This window comes from Rhodocytophaga rosea, assembly GCF_010119975.1.
GTDB classification, from domain to species: domain Bacteria; phylum Bacteroidota; class Bacteroidia; order Cytophagales; family 172606-1; genus Rhodocytophaga; species Rhodocytophaga rosea.
This window is the reverse complement of record NZ_CP048222.1, coordinates 5,254,277-5,279,126: the sequence shown is the minus strand read 5'-3', so window position 1 is coordinate 5,279,126 and position 24,850 is coordinate 5,254,277. Positions and strand designations below refer to the sequence as shown.

Annotated in this window: 40 protein-coding genes; 2 read left to right on the top strand and 38 right to left on the bottom strand. The window is 38.4% G+C overall.

Features of this window, described 5'->3' with window-relative positions; all coding sequences use genetic code 11:
* Positions 1-99 precede the first annotated feature (99 nt).
* Positions 100-1,359, top strand: a complete 1,260-nt coding sequence (locus GXP67_RS21930; RefSeq protein WP_162445100.1) for an aspartate kinase — start codon at positions 100-102, stop codon at positions 1,357-1,359.
* Between the two features lie 21 nt (positions 1,360-1,380).
* On the opposite strand, the gene GXP67_RS21925 is transcribed toward GXP67_RS21930, so the two are convergent.
* Together GXP67_RS21925 and GXP67_RS21920 are read right to left on the bottom strand one after the other, a co-directional pair.
* Complete coding sequence (locus tag GXP67_RS21925; protein WP_232064534.1) at positions 1,381-2,268, bottom strand: fructosamine kinase family protein; 888 nt, start codon at positions 2,266-2,268, stop codon at positions 1,381-1,383.
* A gap of 75 nt (positions 2,269-2,343) precedes the next feature.
* The gene (locus GXP67_RS21920; RefSeq protein WP_162445099.1) at positions 2,344-2,838 is read right to left on the bottom strand and encodes a low molecular weight protein-tyrosine-phosphatase; all 495 of its coding nucleotides are present in this window, start codon (positions 2,836-2,838) and stop codon (positions 2,344-2,346) included.
* 193 nt (positions 2,839-3,031) lie between these two features.
* Here GXP67_RS21920 and GXP67_RS21915 point away from each other — a divergent pair, with 193 nt between their 5' ends.
* Positions 3,032-3,241, top strand: a complete 210-nt coding sequence (locus tag GXP67_RS21915) for a hypothetical protein (RefSeq protein ID WP_162445098.1) — start codon at positions 3,032-3,034, stop codon at positions 3,239-3,241.
* A 5-nt stretch (positions 3,242-3,246) separates the two neighbouring features.
* Here GXP67_RS21915 and GXP67_RS21910 read toward each other — a convergent pair whose 3' ends face one another.
* The 36 genes from GXP67_RS21910 to rpsL form a co-directional block, all read right to left on the bottom strand.
* Entirely contained in the window at positions 3,247-3,564 is a 318-nt protein-coding gene (locus GXP67_RS21910) for an FtsB family cell division protein (RefSeq protein ID WP_162445097.1), read from the bottom strand.
* Between the two features lie 79 nt (positions 3,565-3,643).
* Positions 3,644-4,921, bottom strand: coding sequence for a phosphopyruvate hydratase (eno, locus tag GXP67_RS21905; protein WP_162445096.1), 1,278 nt, complete (start codon positions 4,919-4,921; stop codon positions 3,644-3,646).
* Positions 4,922-5,029: 108 nt separating this feature from the next.
* Complete coding sequence (gene carA / locus GXP67_RS21900; protein WP_162445095.1) at positions 5,030-6,133, bottom strand: glutamine-hydrolyzing carbamoyl-phosphate synthase small subunit; 1,104 nt, start codon at positions 6,131-6,133, stop codon at positions 5,030-5,032.
* 113 nt (positions 6,134-6,246) lie between these two features.
* Positions 6,247-6,774 (bottom strand): 50S ribosomal protein L17, encoded by a 528-nt coding sequence (gene rplQ / locus GXP67_RS21895; RefSeq protein WP_162445094.1) that lies wholly within the window; start codon positions 6,772-6,774, stop codon positions 6,247-6,249.
* A 67-nt stretch (positions 6,775-6,841) separates the two neighbouring features.
* On the bottom strand, positions 6,842-7,831 hold the full coding sequence (locus GXP67_RS21890; RefSeq protein WP_162445093.1) for a DNA-directed RNA polymerase subunit alpha: 990 nt from the start codon (positions 7,829-7,831) through the stop codon (positions 6,842-6,844).
* A gap of 97 nt (positions 7,832-7,928) precedes the next feature.
* Entirely contained in the window at positions 7,929-8,534 is a 606-nt protein-coding gene (gene rpsD / locus GXP67_RS21885; protein WP_162445092.1) for a 30S ribosomal protein S4, read from the bottom strand.
* Positions 8,535-8,611: 77 nt separating this feature from the next.
* Entirely contained in the window at positions 8,612-9,019 is a 408-nt protein-coding gene (gene rpsK / locus GXP67_RS21880) for a 30S ribosomal protein S11 (RefSeq protein ID WP_162445091.1), read from the bottom strand.
* A gap of 100 nt (positions 9,020-9,119) precedes the next feature.
* Positions 9,120-9,497 (bottom strand): 30S ribosomal protein S13, encoded by a 378-nt coding sequence (rpsM, locus tag GXP67_RS21875; RefSeq protein WP_162445090.1) that lies wholly within the window; start codon positions 9,495-9,497, stop codon positions 9,120-9,122.
* A gap of 8 nt (positions 9,498-9,505) precedes the next feature.
* A complete protein-coding gene (gene rpmJ, locus GXP67_RS21870; RefSeq protein ID WP_038119933.1) occupies positions 9,506-9,622 on the bottom strand; it encodes a 50S ribosomal protein L36 in 117 nt (38 codons plus the stop codon).
* A 6-nt stretch (positions 9,623-9,628) separates the two neighbouring features.
* On the bottom strand, positions 9,629-9,847 hold the full coding sequence (infA, locus tag GXP67_RS21865; RefSeq protein WP_162445089.1) for a translation initiation factor IF-1: 219 nt from the start codon (positions 9,845-9,847) through the stop codon (positions 9,629-9,631).
* On the bottom strand, positions 9,825-10,634 hold the full coding sequence (gene map / locus GXP67_RS21860) for a type I methionyl aminopeptidase (RefSeq protein WP_232064533.1): 810 nt from the start codon (positions 10,632-10,634) through the stop codon (positions 9,825-9,827). The genes infA and map overlap by 23 nt, the downstream gene beginning before the upstream one ends.
* 19 nt (positions 10,635-10,653) lie before the next feature.
* Positions 10,654-11,970: a preprotein translocase subunit SecY gene (secY, locus tag GXP67_RS21855; RefSeq protein WP_162445088.1), complete on the bottom strand. Its 1,317-nt coding sequence runs from the start codon at positions 11,968-11,970 to the stop codon at positions 10,654-10,656.
* Between the two features lie 3 nt (positions 11,971-11,973).
* Complete coding sequence (gene rplO, locus GXP67_RS21850) at positions 11,974-12,420, bottom strand: 50S ribosomal protein L15 (RefSeq protein WP_162445087.1); 447 nt, start codon at positions 12,418-12,420, stop codon at positions 11,974-11,976.
* Between the two features lie 11 nt (positions 12,421-12,431).
* Entirely contained in the window at positions 12,432-12,611 is a 180-nt protein-coding gene (gene rpmD, locus GXP67_RS21845) for a 50S ribosomal protein L30 (RefSeq protein WP_162445086.1), read from the bottom strand.
* A 4-nt stretch (positions 12,612-12,615) separates the two neighbouring features.
* Positions 12,616-13,134 carry a 30S ribosomal protein S5 gene (gene rpsE, locus GXP67_RS21840; RefSeq protein WP_162445085.1) on the bottom strand — a complete coding sequence of 173 codons (519 nt, stop codon included), beginning with the start codon at positions 13,132-13,134 and terminating at the stop codon, positions 12,616-12,618.
* A 6-nt stretch (positions 13,135-13,140) separates the two neighbouring features.
* A complete protein-coding gene (gene rplR, locus GXP67_RS21835) occupies positions 13,141-13,488 on the bottom strand; it encodes a 50S ribosomal protein L18 (RefSeq protein WP_162445084.1) in 348 nt (115 codons plus the stop codon).
* A 7-nt stretch (positions 13,489-13,495) separates the two neighbouring features.
* Entirely contained in the window at positions 13,496-14,053 is a 558-nt protein-coding gene (rplF, locus tag GXP67_RS21830) for a 50S ribosomal protein L6 (RefSeq protein ID WP_162445083.1), read from the bottom strand.
* Positions 14,054-14,065: 12 nt separating this feature from the next.
* Positions 14,066-14,461, bottom strand: coding sequence for a 30S ribosomal protein S8 (gene rpsH / locus GXP67_RS21825; RefSeq protein ID WP_162445082.1), 396 nt, complete (start codon positions 14,459-14,461; stop codon positions 14,066-14,068).
* A 93-nt stretch (positions 14,462-14,554) separates the two neighbouring features.
* Complete coding sequence (gene rpsN / locus GXP67_RS21820) at positions 14,555-14,824, bottom strand: 30S ribosomal protein S14 (RefSeq protein WP_162445081.1); 270 nt, start codon at positions 14,822-14,824, stop codon at positions 14,555-14,557.
* Positions 14,825-14,829: 5 nt separating this feature from the next.
* The gene (gene rplE / locus GXP67_RS21815; protein ID WP_162445080.1) at positions 14,830-15,384 is read right to left on the bottom strand and encodes a 50S ribosomal protein L5; all 555 of its coding nucleotides are present in this window, start codon (positions 15,382-15,384) and stop codon (positions 14,830-14,832) included.
* The gene (rplX, locus tag GXP67_RS21810) at positions 15,377-15,724 is read right to left on the bottom strand and encodes a 50S ribosomal protein L24 (RefSeq protein WP_162445079.1); all 348 of its coding nucleotides are present in this window, start codon (positions 15,722-15,724) and stop codon (positions 15,377-15,379) included. The genes rplE and rplX overlap by 8 nt, the downstream gene beginning before the upstream one ends.
* Positions 15,725-15,729: 5 nt before the next feature.
* Positions 15,730-16,098 (bottom strand): 50S ribosomal protein L14, encoded by a 369-nt coding sequence (gene rplN, locus GXP67_RS21805; protein ID WP_162445078.1) that lies wholly within the window; start codon positions 16,096-16,098, stop codon positions 15,730-15,732.
* Between the two features lie 2 nt (positions 16,099-16,100).
* The gene (rpsQ, locus tag GXP67_RS21800; RefSeq protein ID WP_162445077.1) at positions 16,101-16,367 is read right to left on the bottom strand and encodes a 30S ribosomal protein S17; all 267 of its coding nucleotides are present in this window, start codon (positions 16,365-16,367) and stop codon (positions 16,101-16,103) included.
* Positions 16,368-16,370: 3 nt separating this feature from the next.
* Complete coding sequence (gene rpmC / locus GXP67_RS21795; RefSeq protein ID WP_162445076.1) at positions 16,371-16,580, bottom strand: 50S ribosomal protein L29; 210 nt, start codon at positions 16,578-16,580, stop codon at positions 16,371-16,373.
* 88 nt (positions 16,581-16,668) lie between these two features.
* The gene (gene rplP, locus GXP67_RS21790) at positions 16,669-17,088 is read right to left on the bottom strand and encodes a 50S ribosomal protein L16 (RefSeq protein WP_162445075.1); all 420 of its coding nucleotides are present in this window, start codon (positions 17,086-17,088) and stop codon (positions 16,669-16,671) included.
* Positions 17,089-17,146: 58 nt separating this feature from the next.
* On the bottom strand, positions 17,147-18,001 hold the full coding sequence (gene rpsC / locus GXP67_RS21785; RefSeq protein WP_162445074.1) for a 30S ribosomal protein S3: 855 nt from the start codon (positions 17,999-18,001) through the stop codon (positions 17,147-17,149).
* A complete protein-coding gene (rplV, locus tag GXP67_RS21780; protein ID WP_162445073.1) occupies positions 18,001-18,393 on the bottom strand; it encodes a 50S ribosomal protein L22 in 393 nt (130 codons plus the stop codon). The genes rpsC and rplV overlap by 1 nt, the downstream gene beginning before the upstream one ends.
* Before the next feature lie 6 nt (positions 18,394-18,399).
* Positions 18,400-18,678, bottom strand: coding sequence for a 30S ribosomal protein S19 (gene rpsS, locus GXP67_RS21775; RefSeq protein WP_162445072.1), 279 nt, complete (start codon positions 18,676-18,678; stop codon positions 18,400-18,402).
* A complete protein-coding gene (rplB, locus tag GXP67_RS21770; RefSeq protein ID WP_162445071.1) occupies positions 18,678-19,502 on the bottom strand; it encodes a 50S ribosomal protein L2 in 825 nt (274 codons plus the stop codon). The genes rpsS and rplB overlap by 1 nt, the downstream gene beginning before the upstream one ends.
* Positions 19,503-19,559: 57 nt before the next feature.
* Positions 19,560-19,847, bottom strand: a complete 288-nt coding sequence (rplW, locus tag GXP67_RS21765) for a 50S ribosomal protein L23 (protein ID WP_162445070.1) — start codon at positions 19,845-19,847, stop codon at positions 19,560-19,562.
* A 10-nt stretch (positions 19,848-19,857) separates the two neighbouring features.
* Positions 19,858-20,484, bottom strand: coding sequence for a 50S ribosomal protein L4 (gene rplD / locus GXP67_RS21760; protein WP_162445069.1), 627 nt, complete (start codon positions 20,482-20,484; stop codon positions 19,858-19,860).
* A 7-nt stretch (positions 20,485-20,491) separates the two neighbouring features.
* Positions 20,492-21,112 carry a 50S ribosomal protein L3 gene (gene rplC / locus GXP67_RS21755; RefSeq protein ID WP_162445068.1) on the bottom strand — a complete coding sequence of 207 codons (621 nt, stop codon included), beginning with the start codon at positions 21,110-21,112 and terminating at the stop codon, positions 20,492-20,494.
* Between the two features lie 261 nt (positions 21,113-21,373).
* On the bottom strand, positions 21,374-21,679 hold the full coding sequence (gene rpsJ, locus GXP67_RS21750; protein ID WP_162445067.1) for a 30S ribosomal protein S10: 306 nt from the start codon (positions 21,677-21,679) through the stop codon (positions 21,374-21,376).
* 71 nt (positions 21,680-21,750) lie between these two features.
* The gene (fusA, locus tag GXP67_RS21745) at positions 21,751-23,847 is read right to left on the bottom strand and encodes an elongation factor G (RefSeq protein ID WP_162445066.1); all 2,097 of its coding nucleotides are present in this window, start codon (positions 23,845-23,847) and stop codon (positions 21,751-21,753) included.
* Positions 23,848-23,849: 2 nt separating this feature from the next.
* Positions 23,850-24,317 carry a 30S ribosomal protein S7 gene (rpsG, locus tag GXP67_RS21740; RefSeq protein ID WP_162445065.1) on the bottom strand — a complete coding sequence of 156 codons (468 nt, stop codon included), beginning with the start codon at positions 24,315-24,317 and terminating at the stop codon, positions 23,850-23,852.
* A 65-nt stretch (positions 24,318-24,382) separates the two neighbouring features.
* Positions 24,383-24,814, bottom strand: a complete 432-nt coding sequence (gene rpsL / locus GXP67_RS21735; protein ID WP_162445064.1) for a 30S ribosomal protein S12 — start codon at positions 24,812-24,814, stop codon at positions 24,383-24,385.
* Positions 24,815-24,850: the final 36 nt, after the last annotated feature.

The window sequence follows — 24,850 nt, the reverse complement described above, 5'->3', positions numbered from 1 at the left end:
AAAAATTTAATGTGTATACTAACAAAAAATGCCCAGAAGCTTATTATTAATGGAATAAAAAATCAACTTTGCGCAAAAATTTACAGACTTTCACATCATATGCTTGTATTTAAATTTGGCGGTGCTTCTGTAAAAGATGCGCCTTCTGTAAGAAATGCTTGTCAGATTATTCAACAATATAGTGGGAAGCAACCATTGCTGGTCGTTATTTCTGCCATGGGTAAAACCACCAATGCCCTGGAAGAGTTACTACATGTCTATCTATCAAAAGGCGCTCATCAGTCAGTTCTGGAGGGTTTGCAGCAATATCACTTACAAATAATAGAGGCCTTATTTGAAGACCAGGCTGATGAAGTACATAAGGTGATAAAAAATCTGTTTACTGAATTACAAAGTAACTTACTCTCTGCCCACCAGTTGCCTTTTGACCGGGCTTATGATGCTGTTATCAGTTATGGAGAATTGCTTTCTTCCACCATTGTAGCGCAGTATCTGAGAAAAATAAATATTCCCAGTATATGGCAGGATGCCCGTACCTTTATTAAGACCAATGATACCTGGCGGGAAGGCAGAATACAATGGGAACTCACTACACAAATCATTCAGCAGCGGATGTTTCCTTTACTTAATCAGCTGGTAGTCATTACGCAAGGCTTTATTGGCAGTACAACAGATGGATGGACCACAACTCTTGGAAGAGAAGGCTCAGATTTTACAGCTGCCATTTTTGGTGCTGCTCTACAAGCTGAATCAGTAACTATATGGAAAGATGTGCCCGGAATCCTGAATGCTGATCCGAAACGAAATCCCTCTGCTCAGTTGTTTACCAGACTTTCGTATGAGGAAGCGGCAGAAATGACCTATTATGGCGCTACCGTTATTCACCCTAAAACCATCAAGCCCCTGGCTAATAAAGGTATCCCCTTATTTGTACGCTCTTTTATTGAACCCCAGCAGCCCGGCACTTGCATCAGCACAGCGGCTTCAGATAAAAAAATACCTGTTGTTATTTTTAAGCCTAATCAAGTACTGGTAAGTTGTAGTGTAAAGGATTTTACTTTTATTACGGAGGAAAATGTCTGCAGTATCCTGCATGCCTTCAGTAGCCTCAATATGAAAATTAACCTGATGCAGAATACGGCTATTTCGCTCTCTATAGGAACTAACGCAGACCATGAGAAAACTGAGCAGTTGAAATTAATGCTGGAGGATAGGTTTAGCGTTACAGTACAGGAGAGTCTGGAATTAGTAAGTGTGCTTAATTATACGGCTGACAATGTAGAGAAAGTAAGTAGGGATAAGAAAATTATTCAGGAGCAGAAAACCTTAAGCTCTTATCAATTGCTTACCGAAGTATAATAGAGCAAAAAAGTAAGATACTTAAAACCGTTTCAGCACTTTCTCAATACCGCTTAAATAACCTGATCCAAACAGATTTACATGTACCAGTAAAGGATATAAATTATAAATGGCTGCTCTTTCATCAAAATCAGGTTCCAAAGGAGAGATTTCGTTATAGGCTCCATAAAAATTATCAGGAAAGCCGCCAAATAACTTTGTAAATGCCAGTTCTGCCTCCCGGTTACCGTAATATACGGCCGGATCAATCAGCATTACCTCTCCGGTAGGACCCACCATTACATTGCCACTCCATAGGTCGCCATGCAACAATGAAGGAACAGCAGCTGGCAGCATATGGGGAAGTTCTTTGTATAAATCCTCAAATTTATTGAATAAGGCTTTGGGTAATTCACCATTATATAGTGCTAGGCCAGCTTGTATTTTTAATCTTTTTTCCACAAAAAACTCCACCCATTTTTCAGCCGGGGTATTTATTTGTTGTAATGAACCTATATAATTGTTGTGTGATAAGCCAAATGAATGATTGGTGTGCGTATGTAATCTGGCGAGCGAATGACCAAAACGTTCCCAATAGTTATACTGTGGACGGGAAGAATGTATGTATTCTAAAATCAGATATGCTTTCTGGTAGTTTTGACCAAAGCCTATTACTTCCGGAATAGGTATCTCATTAGCTCTCCTCAATAATTCCAGGCCACTGGCTTCACAGGAAAAAGCATCAGTTTGCCCACTTTCATTCCATTTTACAAAAAAATAGCCTTGATCTGTATCCAGACTTACCGCATTGTTGATGTTGCCACCCCCCATAAACTGGTAGCCTGATACGTGCACTTCTTGTCCTACACTTTCAAACAGGATGGTTTCAAAAAATTGAATCTGCTCCAGATGCATATCATTAATACTCATAGGCTGGTTTGAATGAGGAATCTCGTAAGCAAAAGAAATAGCTTGTATAGATATATTAGCTTCTCAATCCGGGCATTAAACTATACGATTATATAACTGGTGTTTCTCTATTAAATAATTGATAAACCTGGTATTGTTTTTCAGCAGAAGTTGATACACTTCCTCAAAACCATCCAATTCACCAAAATAAGGGTCAGGTACATTCAGGTCTGAAATCACTTCATCATGGCTTCGCATCAACAACAATTTATCTTTCCAATGATTATTCCAGGCAGGATGCTTTGTAATATTTAAGTAATTTGATTCATCCATGGCTACAATATAATCGAATTCTTCAAAATCCTGGCGCTTGATTTGCCTCGCCAGGTGAGTAAGTTCAATGCCATTTTTCTGAGCAGTCTGTCGCATGCGAGCATCCGGCAATTCGCCAATATGGTAGTTGGATGTACCAGCAGAATCGCATATTACATTATTATTCAATCTATTATCAGAAATTAATTTATTAAAAATCCCCTCTGCCATTGGGGAGCGGCATATATTTCCCAGGCATACAAACAGAACTTTAATCATGTAAGACTATTTAAATTTTTATAATACTTAGCTGAAGTATATTTTATGACTTTTTTTCTTATTATTGACATTTGGAATGATAATATTGCTGCCCTGAAATATTTTTTTGTATATTTCCCGCGATTTTACCGGATATTGTAGTTTAATTTGTATCAAGTAGCTATGCAAGGCTGAAACCTTGGAAGTACATTCTATGAAAAAGAATTATTTGCGTTTGCCATTTATGATAAAAATTATTCTTTTAACTGCATTGCTTCTGGCAGGCAAGTTCAGTAGACAGTATACGCCTCAGTACTCTTCTGATTTTTCAGCTAAAACAATCCCTTTCCCTGATTCTCTACAGGTTAAATCCGATTATAACCATCACATCATTGAGTATGTGAACTGGGCATCAGAACGATAAGAATTTTATTTTTTTGCTGTTTCTGTTTCTTTTCCTTCTTCGACTATTACATACACGTCTTCAGAAGTTTTTTTCATCAGGTACTTTTCTCTGGCAAACTTTTCAAGCAGTTTAGGATTGCTTACTAATTCCCTGCGGTCCTTTTTCACTTCTTCTATCTTTTCCAGATAAAAACGTTTATCTTTTTCCAATTCCTGCACTTTACTGCGCATCTGATACTGGGAAATAAAATCATTACTATCAAAAAACAACATCCAGAGCAAAAAAACGGCTGTTGTAATAAAGTAATAATTTTTAGTAAATGCAGGCAGTTTCCAGCGCATAGTAAAACGTAAGCTATAAAACAATAAAGCAAGTAGTTAATATAACCAATTAACTACTTGCTCTGTGTACATAAGTAAATTAAAATTTAAGACCCGGATAATAAGCTGTTTCTCCTAGTTCTTCCTCAATCCGGAGTAACTGGTTGTATTTAGCCATACGATCAGAACGGGAAGCAGAACCGGTTTTAATTTGTCCGGTATTCAAAGCAACTGCCAGATCAGCAATCGTATTATCCTCAGTTTCACCCGACCGGTGCGACATTACACTCTTATACCGATTGCGTTTAGCTAGATTCACTGCATTAATTGTTTCTGTAAGCGAGCCAATCTGATTTACTTTTACCAGAATAGCATTGGCGATCTGCTGGTCTATGCCTTGTTGCAAACGTTCTACATTGGTTACAAACAAATCATCACCAACGAGTTGAACTTTATTTCCCATCAGTTCAGTCTGCTCTTTCCATCCTTTCCAGTCATCTTCAGCCATGCCATCTTCGATAGAAATAATCGGATATTTATTTACCCACTCTTTCCAATAGTTAGCCATTTGAGAAGAAGTCAGTTTATCACCACTTGATTTTTTAAAGTGATACATACCTGAATCAGCATTGTAAAATTCAGAAGCTGCTGCATCCATAGCAATAAATATATCCTCACCTGGCTTATATCCCGCTTTTTCGATGGCTTGCAGAATCACTTCCAAAGCTGCTACGTTTGAGGGGAGATTAGGAGCAAAACCTCCTTCATCGCCTACATTGGTAGACATTCCTTTGTCTTTCAATACTTTCTTCAATTGGTGAAACACTTCAACACCCATACGTAAAGCCTGAGAGAAGGAATCGGCTTTTACCGGCATCACCATAAATTCCTGAAAATCGATGGAATTATCTGCATGGCTGCCTCCGTTCAAAATGTTCATCATCGGAACTGGTAATGTATTGGCATTTACGCCGCCAATATATCTGAATAAAGACTGTCCGGCTTCTTTGGCAGCTGCTTTTGCAATGGCTAATGACACGCCTAGAATGGCATTGGCACCTAATTTAGATTTATTGGGTGTACCATCCATTTCGAGCATGATTTTATCCAGCAGATTCTGTTCAAATACAGAGTATCCAATCAGCTCATCGGCAATTACTTCATTCACATTTTCAACAGCTTTTAGCACACCTTTGCCTACATACACTTTTTTATCATCATCCCTTAGTTCCACTGCTTCATGTGTACCGGTAGAAGCTCCAGAAGGCACAGCAGCTCTTCCCAAAAAGCCATTTTCTGTTTTTACATCTACTTCAACGGTAGGGTTGCCTCTGGAATCCAGTATCTGGCGTGCATGAATTTGTTGTATTATGCTCATAATTTCTAATATAGGTTGTTTTGTGCGCGAAAATTAAATAATTGACCTTTCAATTACAATCTTTACTCCTATTCTCTTTTCAAAGAATACAAATCACCTACTACAACCTTATTTGTTTTTCAATATTTTCACAAAATCATCAAATAAATATCTGGAATCATGTGGCCCTGGTGAAGATTCCGGATGATACTGTACAGAAAAAGCTCTACCGTTTTTCTGACGGATGCCTTCAATACTTTTATCATTCAGATTAACGTGAGTGGCTTCTACTTTTTTGCTTTTCTTCACATCTTCTTCATTTATTCCAAATCCGTGATTTTGTGAAGTAATTTCTCCACGGCCGGTGATTATATTCTTTACCGGATGGTTTAACCCGCGGTGTCCGTTGTGTAGCTTATAGGTAGAAACATCATTAGCCAGTGCCAGTAACTGATGGCCCAAACATATGCCGAACAAAGGCGTTTCCGAATCTACAATCTTGCGCATTGTGTCAATAGCATACGGCATAGCAGCAGGGTCTCCGGGTCCGTTAGAAATAAAATAGCCATCCGGTTTCCATGTATTCATTTCTTCAAAAGTAGTTTTTGCCGGAAACACTTTACATTGAATATTGCGTGTAGTGAGATTGCTTAGAATACTTGTTTTTATACCTAAATCCAGCACGGCTACTTTGAACTCTGAGTTTTCATTACCTACCAGAAAGGGTTCTACTGTACTAATTTGGGAGGAAAGCTCTAGGCCATTCATAGAAGGAACTTCATTCAATTTTTCCTGTAGGGCTCTTACATCCAGGATTTCTGAAGAAATAATGGCATTCATTGCTCCTTTATTGCGAATATGTTTCACAATCTGCCTGGTATCTACTTCTCCAATTCCTACTATGTTCGCCCGCTCGAAATATTCCTGCAAAGATTCACGCGAAACGTGGCGTGAATAAATCGTAGAAAAATGATTACATACCAGTCCACTGATTTTTACCTGTGAAGATTCCTGGTCGGAGGGCAAAGTGCCATAGTTACCAATATGTGAGGTTGTATTCAGGATGATCTGACCGTAATAAGAAGGGTCCGTATAGATTTCCTGATAGCCCGTCATCCCAGTGTTGAAACAAAGTTCGCCACCGATAGTACCTGTTTTTCCTAAGGCGATACCTTTAAATAGTGTACCGTCTGCTAATAATAATAATGCTTCTTTACGTGGTGTGTATTTCATTTTTGTTTTTTATCTGTTTGCTAACAGTGATAGAATAAGTATGGTTCATTACACAATAAAAAAGGGATTAGACCTTGGTCCAATCCCTTTTCAAATAATATAAAAACAAATTGTTATGCTTGTTCTTTGTCTTCTGCATTGTCAGTTTCTGTAGCTTCTGTTTTTTTGGCTGGAGCAGTTTCAGTTTTTGGTGTAGTTTCAGCAGCATTTACTGCAGTTTTGCTACCCCGGCGACCTCTACGAGTTCTTGCTTTAGCAGCAGGCTTGTTTTTCAACATGGTTTCATTATAATCTACGAGTTCCATGATACAAACATCAGCATTGTCGCCTAAACGATTACCTAGCTTAATAATACGAGTATAACCACCCGGACGGCTAGCAATTTTTTCAGCTACTTCTCCAAACAGAACTTTAACCGATTCTTTATTCTGAAGATAAGAAAAAACGGTTCTTCTGGAATGGGTTGTATCATCTTTAGCTTTTGTAATCAAAGGTTCTACATACTTACGTAGCTCTTTTGCTTTAGCTACGGTTGTTGTAATTCTTTTATGCAGAATCAGCGAAGAAGCCATATTGGATAACAAAGCATGGCGATGTTGTGCGGTTCTGCCTAAATGGTTAATTGTTTTACCGTGTCTCATTGTAATGGTTTTTAGCTTTCAGCCTGTCTTTAGCCTTTGTATAAAGGCAAAGTACTAATGACTGAATTTAATCTTCGTCTAATTTATATTTTGATAAATCCATTCCGAAAGTAAGGCCCTTCTCTGCTACCAGTTGCTCTAATTCTGTTAATGATTTCTTTCCAAAGTTCCGGAATTTCATCATATCTGAAATATCCAGATTTACTAAGTCTCCAAGAGTTCTCACATCAGCAGATTTCAAGCAATTGTATGCTCTTACAGAGAGATCTAAGTCTGCCAAAGAAGTCTTCAACAGTTTTCTCATATGCAACATTTCCTCATCTACAGTATCTTCTTCCTCCGGCTTCACAGCTTCAAATGTCATTGTCTGATCAGAGAACAGCATGAAGTGTTGAATCAGAATATTAGCAGCACCTTTTAAGGCATCTTCGGGGTGAATAGAACCATCGGTCTCAATATCTAATACGAGCTTTTCGTAGTCAGTTTTCTGCTCTACCCGGGTGTTTTCAATACTAAATTTTACGTTCTTGATTGGGGTAAAAATAGCATCAATTGGAATATGACCGAATACTTGTTCAGATTGGCGGTTTTCTTCTGCCGGCACATACCCTCTTCCTTTTTCAACCAATAATTCGATCTCCATATTCACAGAAGTATCTAAATTACAAATCACAAAATCCGGATTCAATACCTGGAAAGAAGACGTAAATTTAGAAATATCTCCTGCTTTTAAAACCTTAGCATTTTTTACAGAGACAACGATTTTATTGTCGATCATATCAGAGATCTTTTTAAAGCGAACCATTTTCAGGTTCAGAATGATTTCTGATACATCTTCTACCACACCTTCAATTGAAGAGAACTCATGCAGCACACCCGGAATTTTAATGCTTGTAATGGCATATCCTTCTAACGAAGAAAGTAAAATTCTCCTCAATGCGTTGCCAATGGTTACTCCATACCCTTTTTCCAACGGTTTAAATTCAAACAGACCACGGAAGTCGTCTGCCTTTTCCATCACCACCTTATCGGGCATTTGAAATGCTAATATTGACATAGTTTTTAGGTACTTTTTATATTGTGAACACTAATTATTTTTTGCACCATTCATAAAGACAAAAATGCCAGAGGTCTGCTCTGCCATTTTTATATCTTTATTTAGAATAGAGCTCAACAATAAGCTGCTCTTGAATGTTTTCAGGTATTTGATCTCTTTCCGGATAGGATACAAATTTACCAACCAGCGATTGGTTATCCCACTCAAGCCAGGTATATCTTTTTGCACTTCTGGCAGATAAACTCTCAGTGACAGCTTCTAACGATTTTGATTTCTCACGTACACCTACTACATCACCTGGTTTCAAAGAATAAGAAGCAATATTGATAATATGGCCATTTACGGTGATGTGCTTATGTAATACCAGCTGACGAGCGGCTCTGCGGGTAGGAGCAATGCCAAATCGGTAGACTGTATTATCAAGTCTGGCTTCAAGCAATATAAGTAAGTTTGTACCAGTAATACCTTCTTTACGGGCAGCTTTATGAAATAAATTCTCAAACTGTCTTTCCAATACGCCGTATGTATATTTCGCTTTTTGCTTTTCAGTCAACTGCACGGCATACTCAGATTGCTTTCTCTTTCTGCCACGGCCATGCATCCCAGGAGGGTAGCTTTTCTTTTGTAAAGCCTTGCTTGGACCTAAAATAGGTTCATTAAATTTTCTTGCTATTTTGGCCTTAGGACCTGTATATCTAGCCATTTCTTAAAATATAGGTAATATTGATTGTAATATAATGAAGCGCAGTTTTACAATTATACGCTCATCATGAATAGGTTTTAGACTCTTCTTCTTTTAGGCGGACGGCAACCGTTATGAGGTAAAGGAGTAATATCTTTAATTGTTGTTACTTCAATACCTGCACTTTGAATGGTACGGATGGCAGATTCTCTACCTGCACCGGGGCCTTTTACAAAAACCTCTGCTTTACGCAGACCTAATTCATAAGCAGCCTGTGCACAATTTTGAGCGGCCATCTGAGCAGCATAAGGAGTGTTCTTTTTAGAACCCTTAAAACCCATCTTACCGGCAGAAGCCCAGGAGATAACTTGTCCGCTGCTATTAGTTACGGAAATAATAATATTGTTAAAAGAGGCTTTGATATGAACCTGGCCAACAGGTTCAACCGTAACCACCCGTTTTTTGGCTTTGTCTTTTCTTTTTGCTTGTGTTTGTTGTTGAGCCATTGTATGGTTAGTTAATAGCTAAATAGTTATGTTTAGAAATGGATTGTTTTAAAAAAAGTTCAGCAAATTCTAAGCAAAGCTATTCACTGTTAATTAATTATTATTTAGTTGCTTTTTTCTTATTAGCAACTGTTTTACGTTTACCTTTTCTGGTTCTCGTATTATTCTTTGTACGCTGACCTCTAACTGGTAAGCCCTTGCGGTGTCTTAAGCCACGATAGCTACCAATATCCATTAAACGCTTAATGCTTAGCTGCACTTCTGATTTCAGCACACCTTCCACACGGTATTCAGCGCTAATAATACTTCTGATGGTGTTAGATTCATCATCTGTCCATTCATTCACCTTTTTATCCAGGTTCACACCTGCTTGGGTAAGTATATGTTGTGCTGACCTACGACCAATACCAAAAATATAGGTTAAGGCAATTTCTCCTCTTTTTTTGTCCGGAATATCTACGCCTGCGATTCTAGCCATATGATTAATTATCCTTGTCTTTGTTTATACCTTGGATTTTTCTTGTTGATAACATAAAGTTTTCCTTTTCTGCGGATCACCTTACATTCAGCACTACGCTTTTTAATAGAAGCCTTTACTTTCATAAGTGATTATTTGTATCTGTAAACTATTCTTCCTTTACTTAAGTCATACGGCGACATTTCTAATTTGACTCTGTCACCTGGTAAAATCTTGATGTAATTCATCCGCATTTTACCTGATATATGCGCAATTACCTGATGGCCGTTTTGTAATTCTACCCTGAACATTGCATTAGATAATGCTTCTACAATTGTTCCGTCTTGTTCAATAGATGACTGTTTGGCCATATTTAGTTTTAAGTACTTCTTCTATATATTCAAAAGTTGTTAATATATCAGCTTTGCCATTATTGACAGCTACTGTGTGTTCAAAATGAGCAGAAGGTTTTCTATCCGCTGTTCGGATAGTCCATCCATCTTTTTCCTGAACAATATTTTTAGTGCCCATGTTCACCATTGGCTCAATCGCAATTACCAACCCTGTCTCTAATTTCATTCCCTGGCCCCTCTTTCCGTAATTAGGCACTTCCGGACTTTCGTGCAAAAACTTTCCTACTCCATGCCCCACTAATTCCCGAACCACTGTAAATCCATGTTTCTCAACATGGGCTTGAATGGCATAACCAATGTCTCCTATCCTCGCTCCGGTTATTGCCTGTTTTATACCTAGTTCTAAAGATTCTTTAGTAACTGAAAGAAGTTTTTGTATATCAGGATGAACATCTCCTACAAAATAGGTATAAGCACTATCACTATGATACTCATTCAGAATTACACCACAATCTATTGAAACAATATCTCCGTCTTTTAGTTCATAAGTGCCCGGCATTCCATGCACTACTTTATCATTAACGGATATACACAAAGATGCCGGAAAACCATTGTATCCCTTAAATGACGGTTTACCTTTATGGTCTATAATGAACTCTTCTGCTCGTTTATTTAACTCATTCGTACTGATACCCGGCCTGATTAACTTTGCTACTTCTGCATGCGCTTTTCCTAGTATAATACCGCTCTGCCTAATTAGCTCAATTTCTTCCTTGGTCTTTAATATCAGTTGCTTCTTTTTCAAATCTTAACCCTTATATTCCTTAAACTACTGCCACATTTTCTGACCTACCTCTAACCCTACCTGATTTCATTAAGCCTTCATAATGTCTCATTAATAAGTAGCTTTCAATCTGCTGAAGGGTATCTAGCACTACACCTACCATAATCAATAAAGATGTACCACCATAAAAAGCCGAAAATTCTCTGGTAACTCCAAATAAACTCGCAATAGCAGGAAGTATAGCAATCACCGATAGAAATATAGCGCCAGGTAAAGTTATTTTTGATAATATCTGGTCTATATATTCGGTGGTTTGTGCACCGGGTTTTACGCCGGGAACAAAGCCACCATTCTTTTTCATATCATCCGAAATATTTTTCGGACTCACTGAAATAGCTGTATAAAAGAAAGTAAACAGGATAATCAATACGGCAAAAAGCAAATTATACTGCCAGGATGTAAAGTCTGAGAACACTGCAGCTGTAGAGCTTGCCAGATCACTGCTATCTGCCCAAAACGATGCTACGGTTGCTGGAAGAAACATTAATGTCTGAGCAAAAATGATAGGCATTACACCTGCGGCATTTAACTTTAAGGGTATGTATTGCCTTTGTCCCCCATATACTTTATTACCAATCACTTGTTTGGCATATTGCACAGGTATTCTTCTGGTAGCCTGGGTAAGCATTACTACACCCATCACTACAAAGAATAATACTACTAATTCTAGTACAAAAAACAGTATACCATTAGAACCTCTAGATAATGCTTCTCCATATACTGCACCAGGAAATCTGGATACGATACCAATCATGATCAGCATAGAAATACCATTACCAATTCCCTTATCAGTAATTTTTTCACCTAGCCACATACAGAATATAGTACCGGCAGCTAATATAACAATAGAAGAGAAAGTAAAGAATGTTCGGTCAACCAATATTGCCTCATCAGGTATAGTGGAAGTCAGATAAGCAATAGACTGAGCTACGGTAATAATAACCGTTAAGCCCCTGGTAATCTGATTTAACTTCTTTCTTCCTGATTCACCTTCTTTCTGCATCTTCTGAAAGTAAGGTACAGCTACCGTTAAAAGCTGAATTACAATAGAAGCAGAAATGTAAGGCATTATGCCTAAGGCAAAAATAGAGGCATTACTAAAAGCACCACCCAGCAGGTTATCCAAAATTCCTAATACGCCTTCTGATCTTCCAGGTAGACGGTTAGGGTCAATGCCAGGAAGTACTACAAAGGAACCTAAACGGAAAATGAATAAAAACAATAAAGTATTTAAGATACGCGTTCTTAAATCCTCTATTGAGAAAATATTTTTGATAGTGGTGATAAACTTCTTCATGCTTTAAATAACTGTAGCCTTACCTCCAGCTTTCTCTACTGCTTCTATGGCAGATGATGAAAAAGCATTTGCTTTGATTTCGACTTTAGATTTCAATTCGCCTCTTCCTAAAACCTTAATCAGGTCATTTTTTGAAATCAAGCCGTGTTGTTTCAGATAATCAGCATCAATTACTTCTACAGTGTATTTATCAAGCAAATCCTGCAAAACATCCAGGTTAATAGCTTTATACTCTACTCTGTTGAAATTTTTGAAACCAAACTTGGGAACCCTTCTTTGCAGAGGCATTTGACCACCTTCAAAGCCCCTCTTAGCACTATAACCTGAACGGGATTGAGCTCCTTTATGTCCACGGGTAGAAGTACCACCTTTGCCTGAACCGGTACCTCTGCCTTTTCGGGTTTTTTGCTTCACTGAGCCGGCAGCCGGTTTTATTGAACTAAGATTCATTGCTGTTTTTATTATAATTCCTGAACAGTAACCAAATGATTTACTTTATCAACCATCCCTGCAATTTGTGGAGTATATTCCACTTCTACGCTTCTATTGATCTTTCCTAACCCTAAAGCAGTAATAGTTAATTTTTGAGTTTTAGGTCTTTTAATGGTGCTTTTGACCTGTGTTATGATAACTTTTGCCATGATTTTACCCATTAAAAACTTTTGCTAATGAAACTCCCCTTTGCTGTGCTACAGTATGAGGAGCACGCATTTTCAATAAAGCATCAAAAGTAGCTTTTACCACGTTATGTGGATTAGAAGAACCTTTTGATTTAGCCAATACATCTTTTACACCAGCACTTTCCAATACAGCACGCATCGCACCACCAGCGATAACACCAGTTCCGGCCGCTGCCGGCTTTAGCAACACAAATCCGCCACTATACTTACCAAGAATTTCATGAGGAACAGTTGCTTTTAGCACAGGCACCTTAATTAAGTTTTTCTTAGCATCCTCAATGCCCTTAGTTATGGCATCTGTTACTTCATTGGCTTTTCCTAAACCGTAGCCTACTACACCATTCCCATCACCTACTACCACAATAGCAGAAAAACTAAATCTACGTCCGCCCTTCACCACTTTAGCTACACGCTTAATAGCTACTACTCTTTCTTTAAGGTCTGAATCGCTTGCCTTAACAGATCTTGTATTTATTTGAGCCATAATATCTTAAAATTTAAGGCCTCCTTCACGGGCACCTTCTGCTAATGCTTTTACTTTACCATGAAACAAATATCCGTTTCTGTCAAATACCACGGTAGAAATGCCACTTGATACAGCTTTTTCTGCCAGCTTCTGACCTACAGTTTTAGATACAGATATATTTGCATTTTTATTTTCCAGTTCTTGAGAAGAAGCACTTACTAAGGTTTTGCCTTGTGTGTCATCTATCAACTGTGCATATATACCGGTATTTGATCTAAAAACAGTTAATCTTGGTTTTTCAGAGGTCCCGGAAACCTTGCTGCGGATGCCATGTTTAATACGCAGCCTTCTTTGCTCTTTCTTTGTAGCCATTACTTAATTATTTTTTAGAAGCGGTTTTACCAGCTTTTCTTCTTACTTGTTCCCCTACTGATCTTACACCTTTACCTTTGTAAGGCTCTACTTTTCTTAAAGACTTGATTTTAGCAGCTACCTGCCCAACTAATTGTTTATCTATTCCTTCTAAAGTGATTGTTGGGTTTTTACCTTTTTCAGTCAGTGTAGTTACTTTAATTTCTTTAGGAATAGCCAAATAGATATTATGAGAATACCCTAAGCTTAATTCTAACACATTATTTGTAGCCGTCGCTTTGTAACCAACCCCTACAATTTCCAGTTGTAATTTATAACCATTGCTTACTCCCTCAACCATATTATTTACAAGGGCACGATATAAACCATGTAGCGCTTTATGGCGTTTTTGCTCAGTAGGACGCTCAACAATAATCTCTTTTTCTTGTACAGATACCTTAATATCTGGGTCGACATTTTGCACCAGCGTACCTTTAGGCCCCTTTACCGTTACATTGTTATCTGTACCAACAGAAATTGTAACATTCGCAGGGAGAGTAATCGGTTTTTTTCCAATTCTTGACATGATTGTATTATCTTAATAAACGTAGCACAATACTTCCCCACCTATATTCAATTGCCTGGCTTCTTTATCGGTGATCACACCTTTGGAAGTAGATAATATAGCAATGCCTAATCCGTTTAAAACGCGTGGCAATTCCTCAGCGCCAGTGTATTTTCTCAAACCAGGTTTACTAATTCTTTCCAGTTTAACAATAGCAGATTGCTTACTAAGCGGATTATATTTCAAAGCTATTTTAATAGTCCCTTGTACCGTATTGTTATCAAATTTATAATTCTGAATATAACCTTTCTCGTGTAATACTTTGGTCAATTCTTTTTTCAGATTTGACGCAGGCATTTCCACTATTCTATGCTTAGCTTTGATAGCATTCCTCAATCTGGTTAAATAATCAGCGATTGGATCTGTCATTTTTATATGATTTTATGCAAACGAACTCCCGTTTTGAAATGGGTTTGCAAAGTTAGTGAATTAGATGATAAAAGAAAAACAAATTACCAAAATTTACCAGCTTGCTTTTGTAAGTCCGGGTATTTTTCCATCAGAAGCCATTTCCCTGAAAGTTACCCTTGAAATGCCAAATTTACGCATAAATCCTCTTGGTCTTCCCGTTAAGCGGCATCTGTTGTGCAGCCTTACAGGAGAAGCATTTTTTGGTAATTTATCTAATGCTTCATAATCACCGGCTGCTTTCAAAGCAGCTCTTTTAGTAGCATATTTTGCCACTAATTTTTCTCTTTTGCGTTCGCGCGCTTTTACAGATTCTTTTGCCATGTTTATTATTTTTTCTGGTTTGCAAATGGCATACCTAGTGATTTTAATAATTCTAATCCTTCTTCATCAGTACCGGCAGTTGTTACAAAGGTGATGTCCATACCAGATATTTTTGTAACCTTATCGATACTAATTTCAGGGAATATAATTTGTTCTTTTACGCCTAGTGTATAATTACCACGTCCATCAAAGCCTTTATCATTAATCCCTTTGAAATCCCGTACCCTAGGTAAAGCAACCGTAGTTAAACGGTCAAGGAATTCATACATTTTATTTCCTCTCAGCGTTACCTTTGCGCCGATGGGCATATTCTCCCGAAGCTTAAAGTTAGAAATTGCCTGTTTGGAAATAGTAGCAACAGCTTTCTGTCCTGATATAGTGGTTAGCTCTTCAACGCCTACATCTACTAATTTTTTATCAGCTACAGCAGCACCAATTCCTTTATTGATTACAACCTTTGTAAGTTTAGGAACCTGCATAACAGATTTATATTGAAATTTATTTTTCAATGCAGGGACTACTTCCTGGAGATATTTGTCTTTTAATCTTGGATTAGCCATTTTTTATAATTTCTCCTGTTTTCTTTGAATACCTTTGTAACTTACCCTTACTGTCAAGTTTCCGTCCTACTCTGGTTGCTTGTCCATTAGCAGGATCTACCAGCATCAGATTGCTGATATGAATAGGTGCTTCTTTGGTAACAATTCCACCATTGGGGTTTTTAGCAGAAGGTTTAATATGCTTAGATACCATGTTTAATCCTTCTACCACCGCACGGTTTTTACTAACCAGCACCGTTACAATTTTACCGGTTTTGCCACGCTCGTTTCCTGAAATAACTTTTACTGTATCGCCTTTACGAACATGTAGTTTGTGTGGCTTTTTAGTTGTCTGTTCCATATTGCTTATAATACTTCAGGTGCCAATGATACAATTTTCATAAACTGTTTTTCACGCAGTTCACGTGCAACCGGTCCAAAAATACGAGTACCTCTAGGCTCATCATTATTGTTTAACAAAACAGCAGCGTTATCTTCAAAACGGATATAAGACCCGTCTTTTCTGCGCACTTCTTTTTTTGTTCTTACAATTACTGCTTTTGATACAGTACCTTTTTTCAGGTTACTGGAAGAAAGTGCAGATTTTACAGTAACAACTATTTTGTCACCAATAGAGGCATACTTTTTTCTGGTACCACCCAGTACACGGATAACGAGCACTTCTTTAGCACCGCTGTTATCTGCTACAGTCAATCTTGATTCCTGTTGTATCATGATTATTTAGCTTTTTCAATAATTTCTACTAATCTCCAGCACTTTCTCTTACTCAACGGACGAGTTTCCATAATCCGAACCGTATCTCCAATACCACATTCATTCTTTTCATCATGCGCCATTAGCTTTGTGGTCTTCTTCATAAACTTACCATAGATAGGATGCTTCACCTTTCTCTCCACTGCCACAGTAATAGATTTAGTCATTTTATTGCTTACGACTTTACCTACTCTTTCTTTTCTGACATTTCTTTGCTCTATCGTTTCCATATCTTATTTAGTAGTCTTTTGGTTGGTAAGTTCTACAGCGCGCAATTGAGTTTTCAACCTAGCTATTGTTTTACGGCTAACGCGTATTTTCATAGGGTTTTCAATTGGAGATATGGCATGGCCAAAAGCAAGCTTTTGTAATGTTTCCTGCTCAGCCGCCAGCTTCTCCTGAAGTTCATCTACACTGAGAGATTTAATTTCTGCGTTTTTCATTTGAATGTTTATTATTCTTGTGTGTCAAATGGACCCCGCATTATTCTATCAATTGTAGCAGAATTGAGCCTTTGCGCGGGTATCCGCATTATTCTACGTAATCTCTACGTACAACAAATTTTGTTTTAATTGGCAATTTTTGAGCAGCCAAGCGTAATGCTTCACTAGCTAATTCAGTACTTACACCAGTAGCTTCAAACAGAATAGTCCCTGGTTTTACCACTGCTACCCAATATTCTGGCGCTCCTTTACCTTTACCCATCCTTACTTCAGCAGGCTTCTTAGTGATAGGTTTATCGGGAAATACACGAATCCAAACCTGTCCCTCTCTTTTCATTGCACGGGTCATTGAAATACGGGCAGCCTCAATCTGACGGCTGGTAATCCATCCTGCTTCCAGAGACTTTACAGCAAATGATCCAAAAGCAATGGAATGGCCTCTTGTGGCTAAACCTTTCACCCGGCCCTTTTGCATTTTTCTAAACTTCGTTCTTTTCGGCTGTAACATTGTTGATACTATTTATAAAAATCCGAATATTTTGTGTCAACTGATTTTTGGGAGGAAATTATCTTCTTTTTTTCTGATTACCCTGACCTTGATTCCTACCCCGGTCTCCTCCACCTCTTCCTTCATTTTTATCTCTGTCAGAACCATCACCTCTTCCACGGCGATCTCCACGATCACCATCTCCGCGACCACCTTCTCTTCTTTTTCCACCCCGCTCATTTCCACCTGCCTGTTGAGGTTGTGCTGCATTTGCAGCTGCCAAAGCCTGATTAGGTGCCAGATCACGTTTTCCAAACACTTCACCTTTAAATATCCACACTTTGATACCTATCTTGCCGTATACTGTTTGTGCTTCTGAAATTGCATAATCAATATCTGCCCTTAAGGTATGTAATGGAATTCTTCCCTCTCTATACTGCTCAGAACGGGCCATTTCAGCACCACCCAAACGACCGGAAACTTTTACACGAATACCTTGAGCACCTACGCGCATAGCAGAAGAAATCGCTTGTTTCATAGCTCTCCGGTAAGAAATCCTTGCTTCCAATTGCTGGGCAATAGCTTCACCTACTAATTTAGAATCGATTTCAGGCCTTTTTATTTCAAAAATATTGATCTGAACATCTTTGCTGGTAAGCTTCTTCAACTCCTCTTTTACCTTTTCTACTTCAATCCCGTTCTTCCCAATTACTACACCCGGACGGGCCGTATTGATAGTTAAGGTAATGCGCTTTAATGTTCTTTCTATAATTACTTTAGAGATACCTCCTTTAGGAATACGGGCCAGTACGTATTTACGTATCTTCTCATCTTCTACCAGTTTGTCAGCAAAGGTTTTACCGCCATACCAGTTAGAATCCCAACCTTTAATAATTCCCAGTCTCAGACCGGTCGGATTAACTTTCTGTCCCATTACTTATTATCTTGATTAGTAGTGTTTAGAATTTCAGCTTGGCCATTAGATGCAAGTGTATCTATCACGAGTGTAATATGATTAGAACGTTTGCGGACACGATGTCCTCTTCCTTGCGGAGCTGGCCTCAATCTTTTGAGCATCCGGCCTCCATCTACAAAAATCGTTTTTACATATAACTCAGCATCCTCAATCCGGACATCTTCATTTTTTTGCTTCCAGTTAGCAATGGCAGATACTAAAAGCTTTTCTATTTTAGAAGCACCAATTTTAGATTCGAATTTCAGAATACTCAAGGCTCTGTCTACTTTCTGGCCGCGGATTAGATCAGCTACCAGTCTCATCTTACGAGGAGAAGTAGGTACATTTTTCAGTTTTGCAATAGCTTCCATGTATAATTATTTTTTGCCTTTATCTTTCTTTGCAACGTGTCCCCTGAAGTTGCGGGTAGGAGCAAATTCGCCTAACTTGTGTCCAACCATGTTCTCTGTCACATATACAGGAATAAATTTGTTCCCATTATGAACAGCAAAGGTGTGGCCTACAAATTCTGGAGAAATCATAGACCGACGAGACCAGGTTTTAATCACTGATTTTTTCCCTGAATCATTCATGGTTTGAACCTTTTTATCGACTCTATAATCAATATAAGGTCCTTTTTTTAAGGAGCGTCCCATTATTTTTTCCTTCTACTTATGATTAAATTATCAGAATATTTTGTTTTACTGCGGGTTTTCTTGCCTTTAGCCAATAAACCATTTCTTGAACGGGGATGTCCACCGGAAGCTTTACCTTCCCCACCACCCATTGGATGGTCAACTGGGTTCATAGCCACACCTCTGGTACGTGGCCTGCGCCCTAACCAGCGGCTTCTACCAGCTTTACCAATGCTTACATTCATATGATCAGCATTTGAAACAGACCCTACAGTAGCCATACAAGTAACAAGCACCATACGCATTTCACCTGAAGGTAATTTCAATGTAGCATATTTACCATCACGTGCTAACAATTGAGCATACGTTCCAGCACTGCGGGCTAAAGATGCACCTTGTCCTGGTTGTAACTCAATGTTATGAACAATAGTACCCAAAGGAATCACTGACAACGGAAGGGCATTTCCTACTTCTGGTGCTACAGATGTACCTGAGATAACGGTTTGACCAACCACAATTCCTTGTGGAGCTATAATATATCTTTTTTCGCCATCCTGATATTGAACTAAAGCAATACGTGCGGTACGGATTGGATCATATTCAACAGTTTGTACAGTGGCAGGAACATCAAATTTATCTCTTTTAAAATCAATGATCCGGTATTTCTGCTTATGTCCGCCACCAATATATCGCATGGTGCGACGGCCTGAATCATTTCTACCTCCGGATTTCTTGATAGAAACAACCAGGGATTTTTCAGGTTTATCAGTAGTGATTTCAGTAAAGGCAGGCGCTGTTCTGAATCGTTGTCCTGGTGTAGTTGGCCTTAACTTTCTAACTGCCATATTTGAGTTATTTATAAATTGATTATCATATATAGATAATCAGGTTAAACACATATCTTATATATTACCGTAGAAGTCAATTACTTCACCTTCTTTCACCGAAACAATGGCTTTTTTGTAAGTAGAAGTTCTGCCGGAAATTACTTTAGACTGAGTATATTTAGTTTTCAGTTTTCCTTGGTAACGGATGGTTCTTACATTTTCTACCGTTACCCCATACATCTTTTCCACCGCCTTTTTTATTTCTATCTTATTCGCTTTCGCATCTACAATAAACCCGTATTTGCCTTTTTCGTTTAACGCCGTTATTTTTTCAGTAACAAGCGGTTTTTTCAGTATGCTCATCTTTCGTCGCTTAGTTAAAAAGTTCTTCGATTTTTTTCAGTGAGCCTTCACTGATTATTACTCTATCCGCATGCAACAACTCATAAGTATTCAACTGGTTTACAGTTACCACTTTTGCTCTCTGCACATTGCGGCTGGACAAATACACATTTTTGTTGACTTCAGGCAGAATAAGCAGTGTCTTTTTATCGGCTACTGATAAACTTTGCAAAAATTGCAAATAATCTTTAGTCTTAGGAGCATCTAAAGTAAAGTCTTCCAGAATGGTAATAGCTGTTTCAGAAGCTTTATAAGATAGTGCCGATTTTCTTGCCAAAGATTTCAATTTACGATTAAGCTTGAAGCTATAATCTCTGGGTTTAGGTCCGAATACACGACCACCACCTTTCATTAAAGGAGATTTAATGCTACCAGCTCTTGCACCTCCGGTACCTTTTTGCTTTTTCAATTTCTTGGTAGAGCCGGTAATTTCAGCCCTTTCTTTGGACTTATGCGTTCCTTGCCGTTGGTTTGCCAGATACTGTTTTACATCCAGATAAATGGCATGGTCGTTCGGCTGGATTTTATATATTTCATCAGACAGCACAACTGTTCTGCCTGTGTCTTTGCCTGTATTATTAAAAACTGATATTTCCATGATATTTTTACTTCTGTAAGATGACCAGTGAATTAATTGCGCCAGGAACAGAACCACTTACCAGAATAAGATTTTGCTCCGGAATGATTTTCACTACTTTCAGGTTTTGAACCGTTACTCTATTCCCACCAGTACGGCCTGCCATTCTGGTACCTGGGAAAACCCTGGATGGGAAAGAAGAAGCTCCCACTGAACCGGGGTGTCTTGCCCTGTTGTGCTGTCCATGTGTTTGTCCACCTACTCCACTGAATCCATGACGCTTTACTACACCCTGGAAACCTTTTCCTTTAGAAGTTCCTATAGCATCTAAAAAATCGCCTTCTTTGAAAATATCAGTAATAGTTACTGTATCACCTAAGTTTAAAGTGGTAGTAAATTCTTTAAATTCTGCCAGTTTGCGTTTAGCAGTAGTTCCTGCTTTTTTGAAGTGCCCAATCATAGGCTTTGGCGTATTTTTTTCTTTCTTATCGCCGAAAGCTAATTGAACTGCCTCATAACCGTCTGTTTCCACAGTCTTCACTTGTGTTACTACACAAGGACCAGCCTCTACTACTGTGCATGGTACACTTAGACCATCGGCACTATAGACACTAGTCATTCCTATTTTTTTACCAATTATGCCAGACATTTTTGTATATTTTTGAAAAGAATTGAACCTATCTGCTGTGCGTGAGTTGATAGTTTTTTAAAAGGACTGCAAAGTTATGTATTAATAATAAGTTTGCAAATAGTTGAGAAAAAATTAATTATATATTTTCTTCATGTTTTCGCATTAGAAGCCTTGTTTCCTCAATAAATACAATCCTAGTATCATTATTGGCTAAGGCAAAAACAAACAAAAAGACCTAACATTTGTCAGGTCTTTTTTATAAGCCTTTATAAAATTAAATCAGACTTTGATTTCCACATCTACTCCGCTTGGTAGTTCTAATTTCATTAATGCATCTACCGTTTTAGCACTGGTTGAATGAATATCTACCAAACGTTTGTAGGTACACAACTGGAACTGCTCTCTGGATTTTTTATTCACGTGTGGAGATCTCAATACTGTGAATTTCTCTTTTTCAGTTGGCAAGGGAATAGGTCCACTTACCACTGCCCCTGTGGATTTTACAGCTTTTACAATCTTCTCTGAGGATTTATCCACCAGGTTGTGATCGTAAGATTTTAATTTAATTCTGATTTTCTGATTCATATTTTTAAGTCTTTCGTCTTTAGTAAGTGTCCTTAGAAAAAGTATTGTATACTCACTAAAGACTTTATGCCTTATTTACCACCTTTGGATTTTGTGATTACAGATTCAGCTAAGTTATTTGGTAAAAACTCATAATGTGAGAATGTTAAGCTAGCAGACGCACGGCCAGAAGAAATAGTACGCAAATCTGTAACATAACCAAACAATTCAGACAGAGGAACATCAGCTTTAACTACTTGTGAACCTGCTTTGGTATCCATGCCTTTCATTAAACCACGTCTGCGGTTTAAATCACCCGTAATTGGACCGGTATATTCATCAGGTGTAACTACTTCTACACTCATGATGGGTTCCATTAACTTCGGACCTGCGTTTTTAGCCGCTTCTTTGAAACCAATTCTGGCCGCGAGTTCAAATGATAATGCATCAGAATCCACATCATGGTAAGAACCGTGGAATAAGCGCACTTTCATAGAATCTATTGGATATCCTGCCAGTATCCCATTCTTCATAGCTTCTTCAAAACCTTTCTGAACAGAAGGTATAAATTCTCTTGGAATAACCCCACCCACAATCGCATTCACAAACTCAAGACCTGGTTTCCCATCTTCTCTAGGGCCCATTTCAAAGCTAATGTCAGCAAACTTACCTCTACCACCCGTTTGTTTTTTGTATACTTCACGGTGAGAAAAGACTTTAGTTAAAGCTTCCTTATAAGCTACTTGCGGCGCACCCTGATTTATTTCTACATTAAACTCACGTCTCATGCGGTCAATAATAATTTCAAGGTGCAATTCACCCATACCTTTCAATACCGTCTGTCCTGTTTCCTGGTCAGATTGAACATGTAAAGTAGGATCTTCTTCCAATAGTTTAGCAATGGCATTACTTAATTTATCAACGTCTGCCTGTTTTTTAGGCTCAATTGCATAACCAATTACTGGCTCAGGGAAAACCATGGATTCAAATACAATCTTAGCACTTGGATCACATAGGGTATCGCCCGTTTTGATATCTTTAAAACCAACTACTGCACCAATATCTCCAGCTACCAGTCTTTCAATCTGGTTTTGCTTATTGGCATGCATCTGGAAAATACGGGAAATACGTTCTTTATTATTTGAACGGGTATTAAACACATAAGAACCAGACTCCAATATTCCTGAATAGGCACGCACAAAGCATAAACGGCCTACATAAGGGTCGGTAGCTATTTTAAAAGCTAATGCGGCAAAAGGTTCTTTCTCACTTGGTTTACGAGCCACTTCTGCACCAGTATCAGGATTCACACCATAGATACTTTCTTTGTCTAAAGGCGAAGGACACAAAGCCATCACATAATCCAGCATGGTTTGTACTCCTTTATTCTTAAAAGAAGAACCGCATAACATAGGCACAATCGCCATGTCAATCGTTGCTTTGCGCAAGGCCGTTAAGATTTCATCTTCAGTGATAGAATTAGGATCATCGAAGTATTTTTCCATCAGGCTCTCATCATACTCTGCTACGGCTTCCAGTAATTTTTCGCGGTATTCAGTAGCTTCTTCCAGCATATCATCCGGAATTGGTACTTCTCTGAATGTCATGCCTTTGTCATGCTCATTCCACTCAATACCCCGGAAGTTTACCAAATCAACTACGCCTCTGAAATTATCTTCTGCACCGATAGGCAATTGCAGCGCAACTGCTTTACTTCCCAGCATTTCTTTCACCTGCTTGCAAACACCCAAAAAGTCGGCACCGGAACGGTCCATTTTATTTACGAAACCAATACGGGCTACTTTATAATTATTTGCCAGGCGCCAGTTTGTTTCTGACTGAGGTTCTACGCCATCAACTGCACTAAACAAAAACACCAATCCATCTAGTACACGCAGTGAACGGTTTACTTCTACTGTAAAATCTACGTGACCTGGGGTATCAATAATATTAATATGATATTTTTCGCCTCTATAAGTCCAGTTTACCGTAGTAGCAGCTGAGGTAATCGTAATACCTCTCTCCTGCTCCTGTTCCATCCAGTCCATGGTAGCGGCGCCCTCATGAACTTCACCAATCTTGTAGTTAACGCCTGAATAATATAATATCCGCTCTGTCGTAGTAGTTTTGCCGGCATCAATGTGAGCGGCAATACCAATATTTCTAGTATACTTTAAGTCGCGAGCCATGATTAAAATTTAAAATGTGAAAATGCTTTGTTCGCCTCTGCCATTCTGTGTGTATCATCTTTCTTCTTTACAGCAGCACCTTCGCCTTTAGAAGCAGCAATGATTTCGCCAGCCAGTTTTTCTGTCATAGTTTTTTCACCGCGCTTTCTTGCATATAAAATTAACCATTTGATTCCTAAAGCTTGTTTTCTTTCAGGTCGCACCTCACTTGGTACCTGGAATGTTGCTCCACCTACCCGACGGCTTCTTACCTCAACACCAGGCATAATATTATTTAATGCTTTCTTCCATACATCCAAGCCATTTTCACTGGTTCTTTTCTGTATCAGGTCACAAGCATCATAGAAGATATTATAGGCAACACTTTTTTTGCCATCAAACATCAGGTTATTTACAAATTTTGTAACCAGGGTATCCTTAAACTTAGGATCGGGCAGAAGAAATCTTTTCTTAGGTTTTGACTTTCTCATTGTCTTTTATTAAAAATTCGCTTTCAGATTTACTGTAAGCAATGAATCTATCTATAGAAACTTGATTATTTTTTACCTTTGGCTGGAGGTGCACCTTTTCCACCTTTAGCGGCTGGAGCAGCACCTGCTTTCGGACGTTTTGTACCGTATTTGGATCTTCCCTGCAGACGGCCATTAACACCAGCCGTATCCATAGCACCCCGGATAATGTGGTAACGAACACCTGGCAAATCTTTTACTCTACCTCCTCTGATCAACACAATAGAGTGTTCTTGCAAATTATGTCCTTCGCCAGGAATGTAGGCGTTTACTTCTTTTTGGTTGGTCAGCCTTACTCTCGCTACCTTACGCATAGCAGAATTTGGCTTTTTTGGTGTAGTGGTATAAACCCTTGTACATACACCTCTGCGCTGTGGACAAGAATCCAAAGCCGGAGATTTAGACTTAGAGGTTAATTCTTTTCTACCTTTTCTTACTAATTGCTGTATAGTAGGCATTTATGTAATTATTTTTGAATTAATTGTATGCTTATT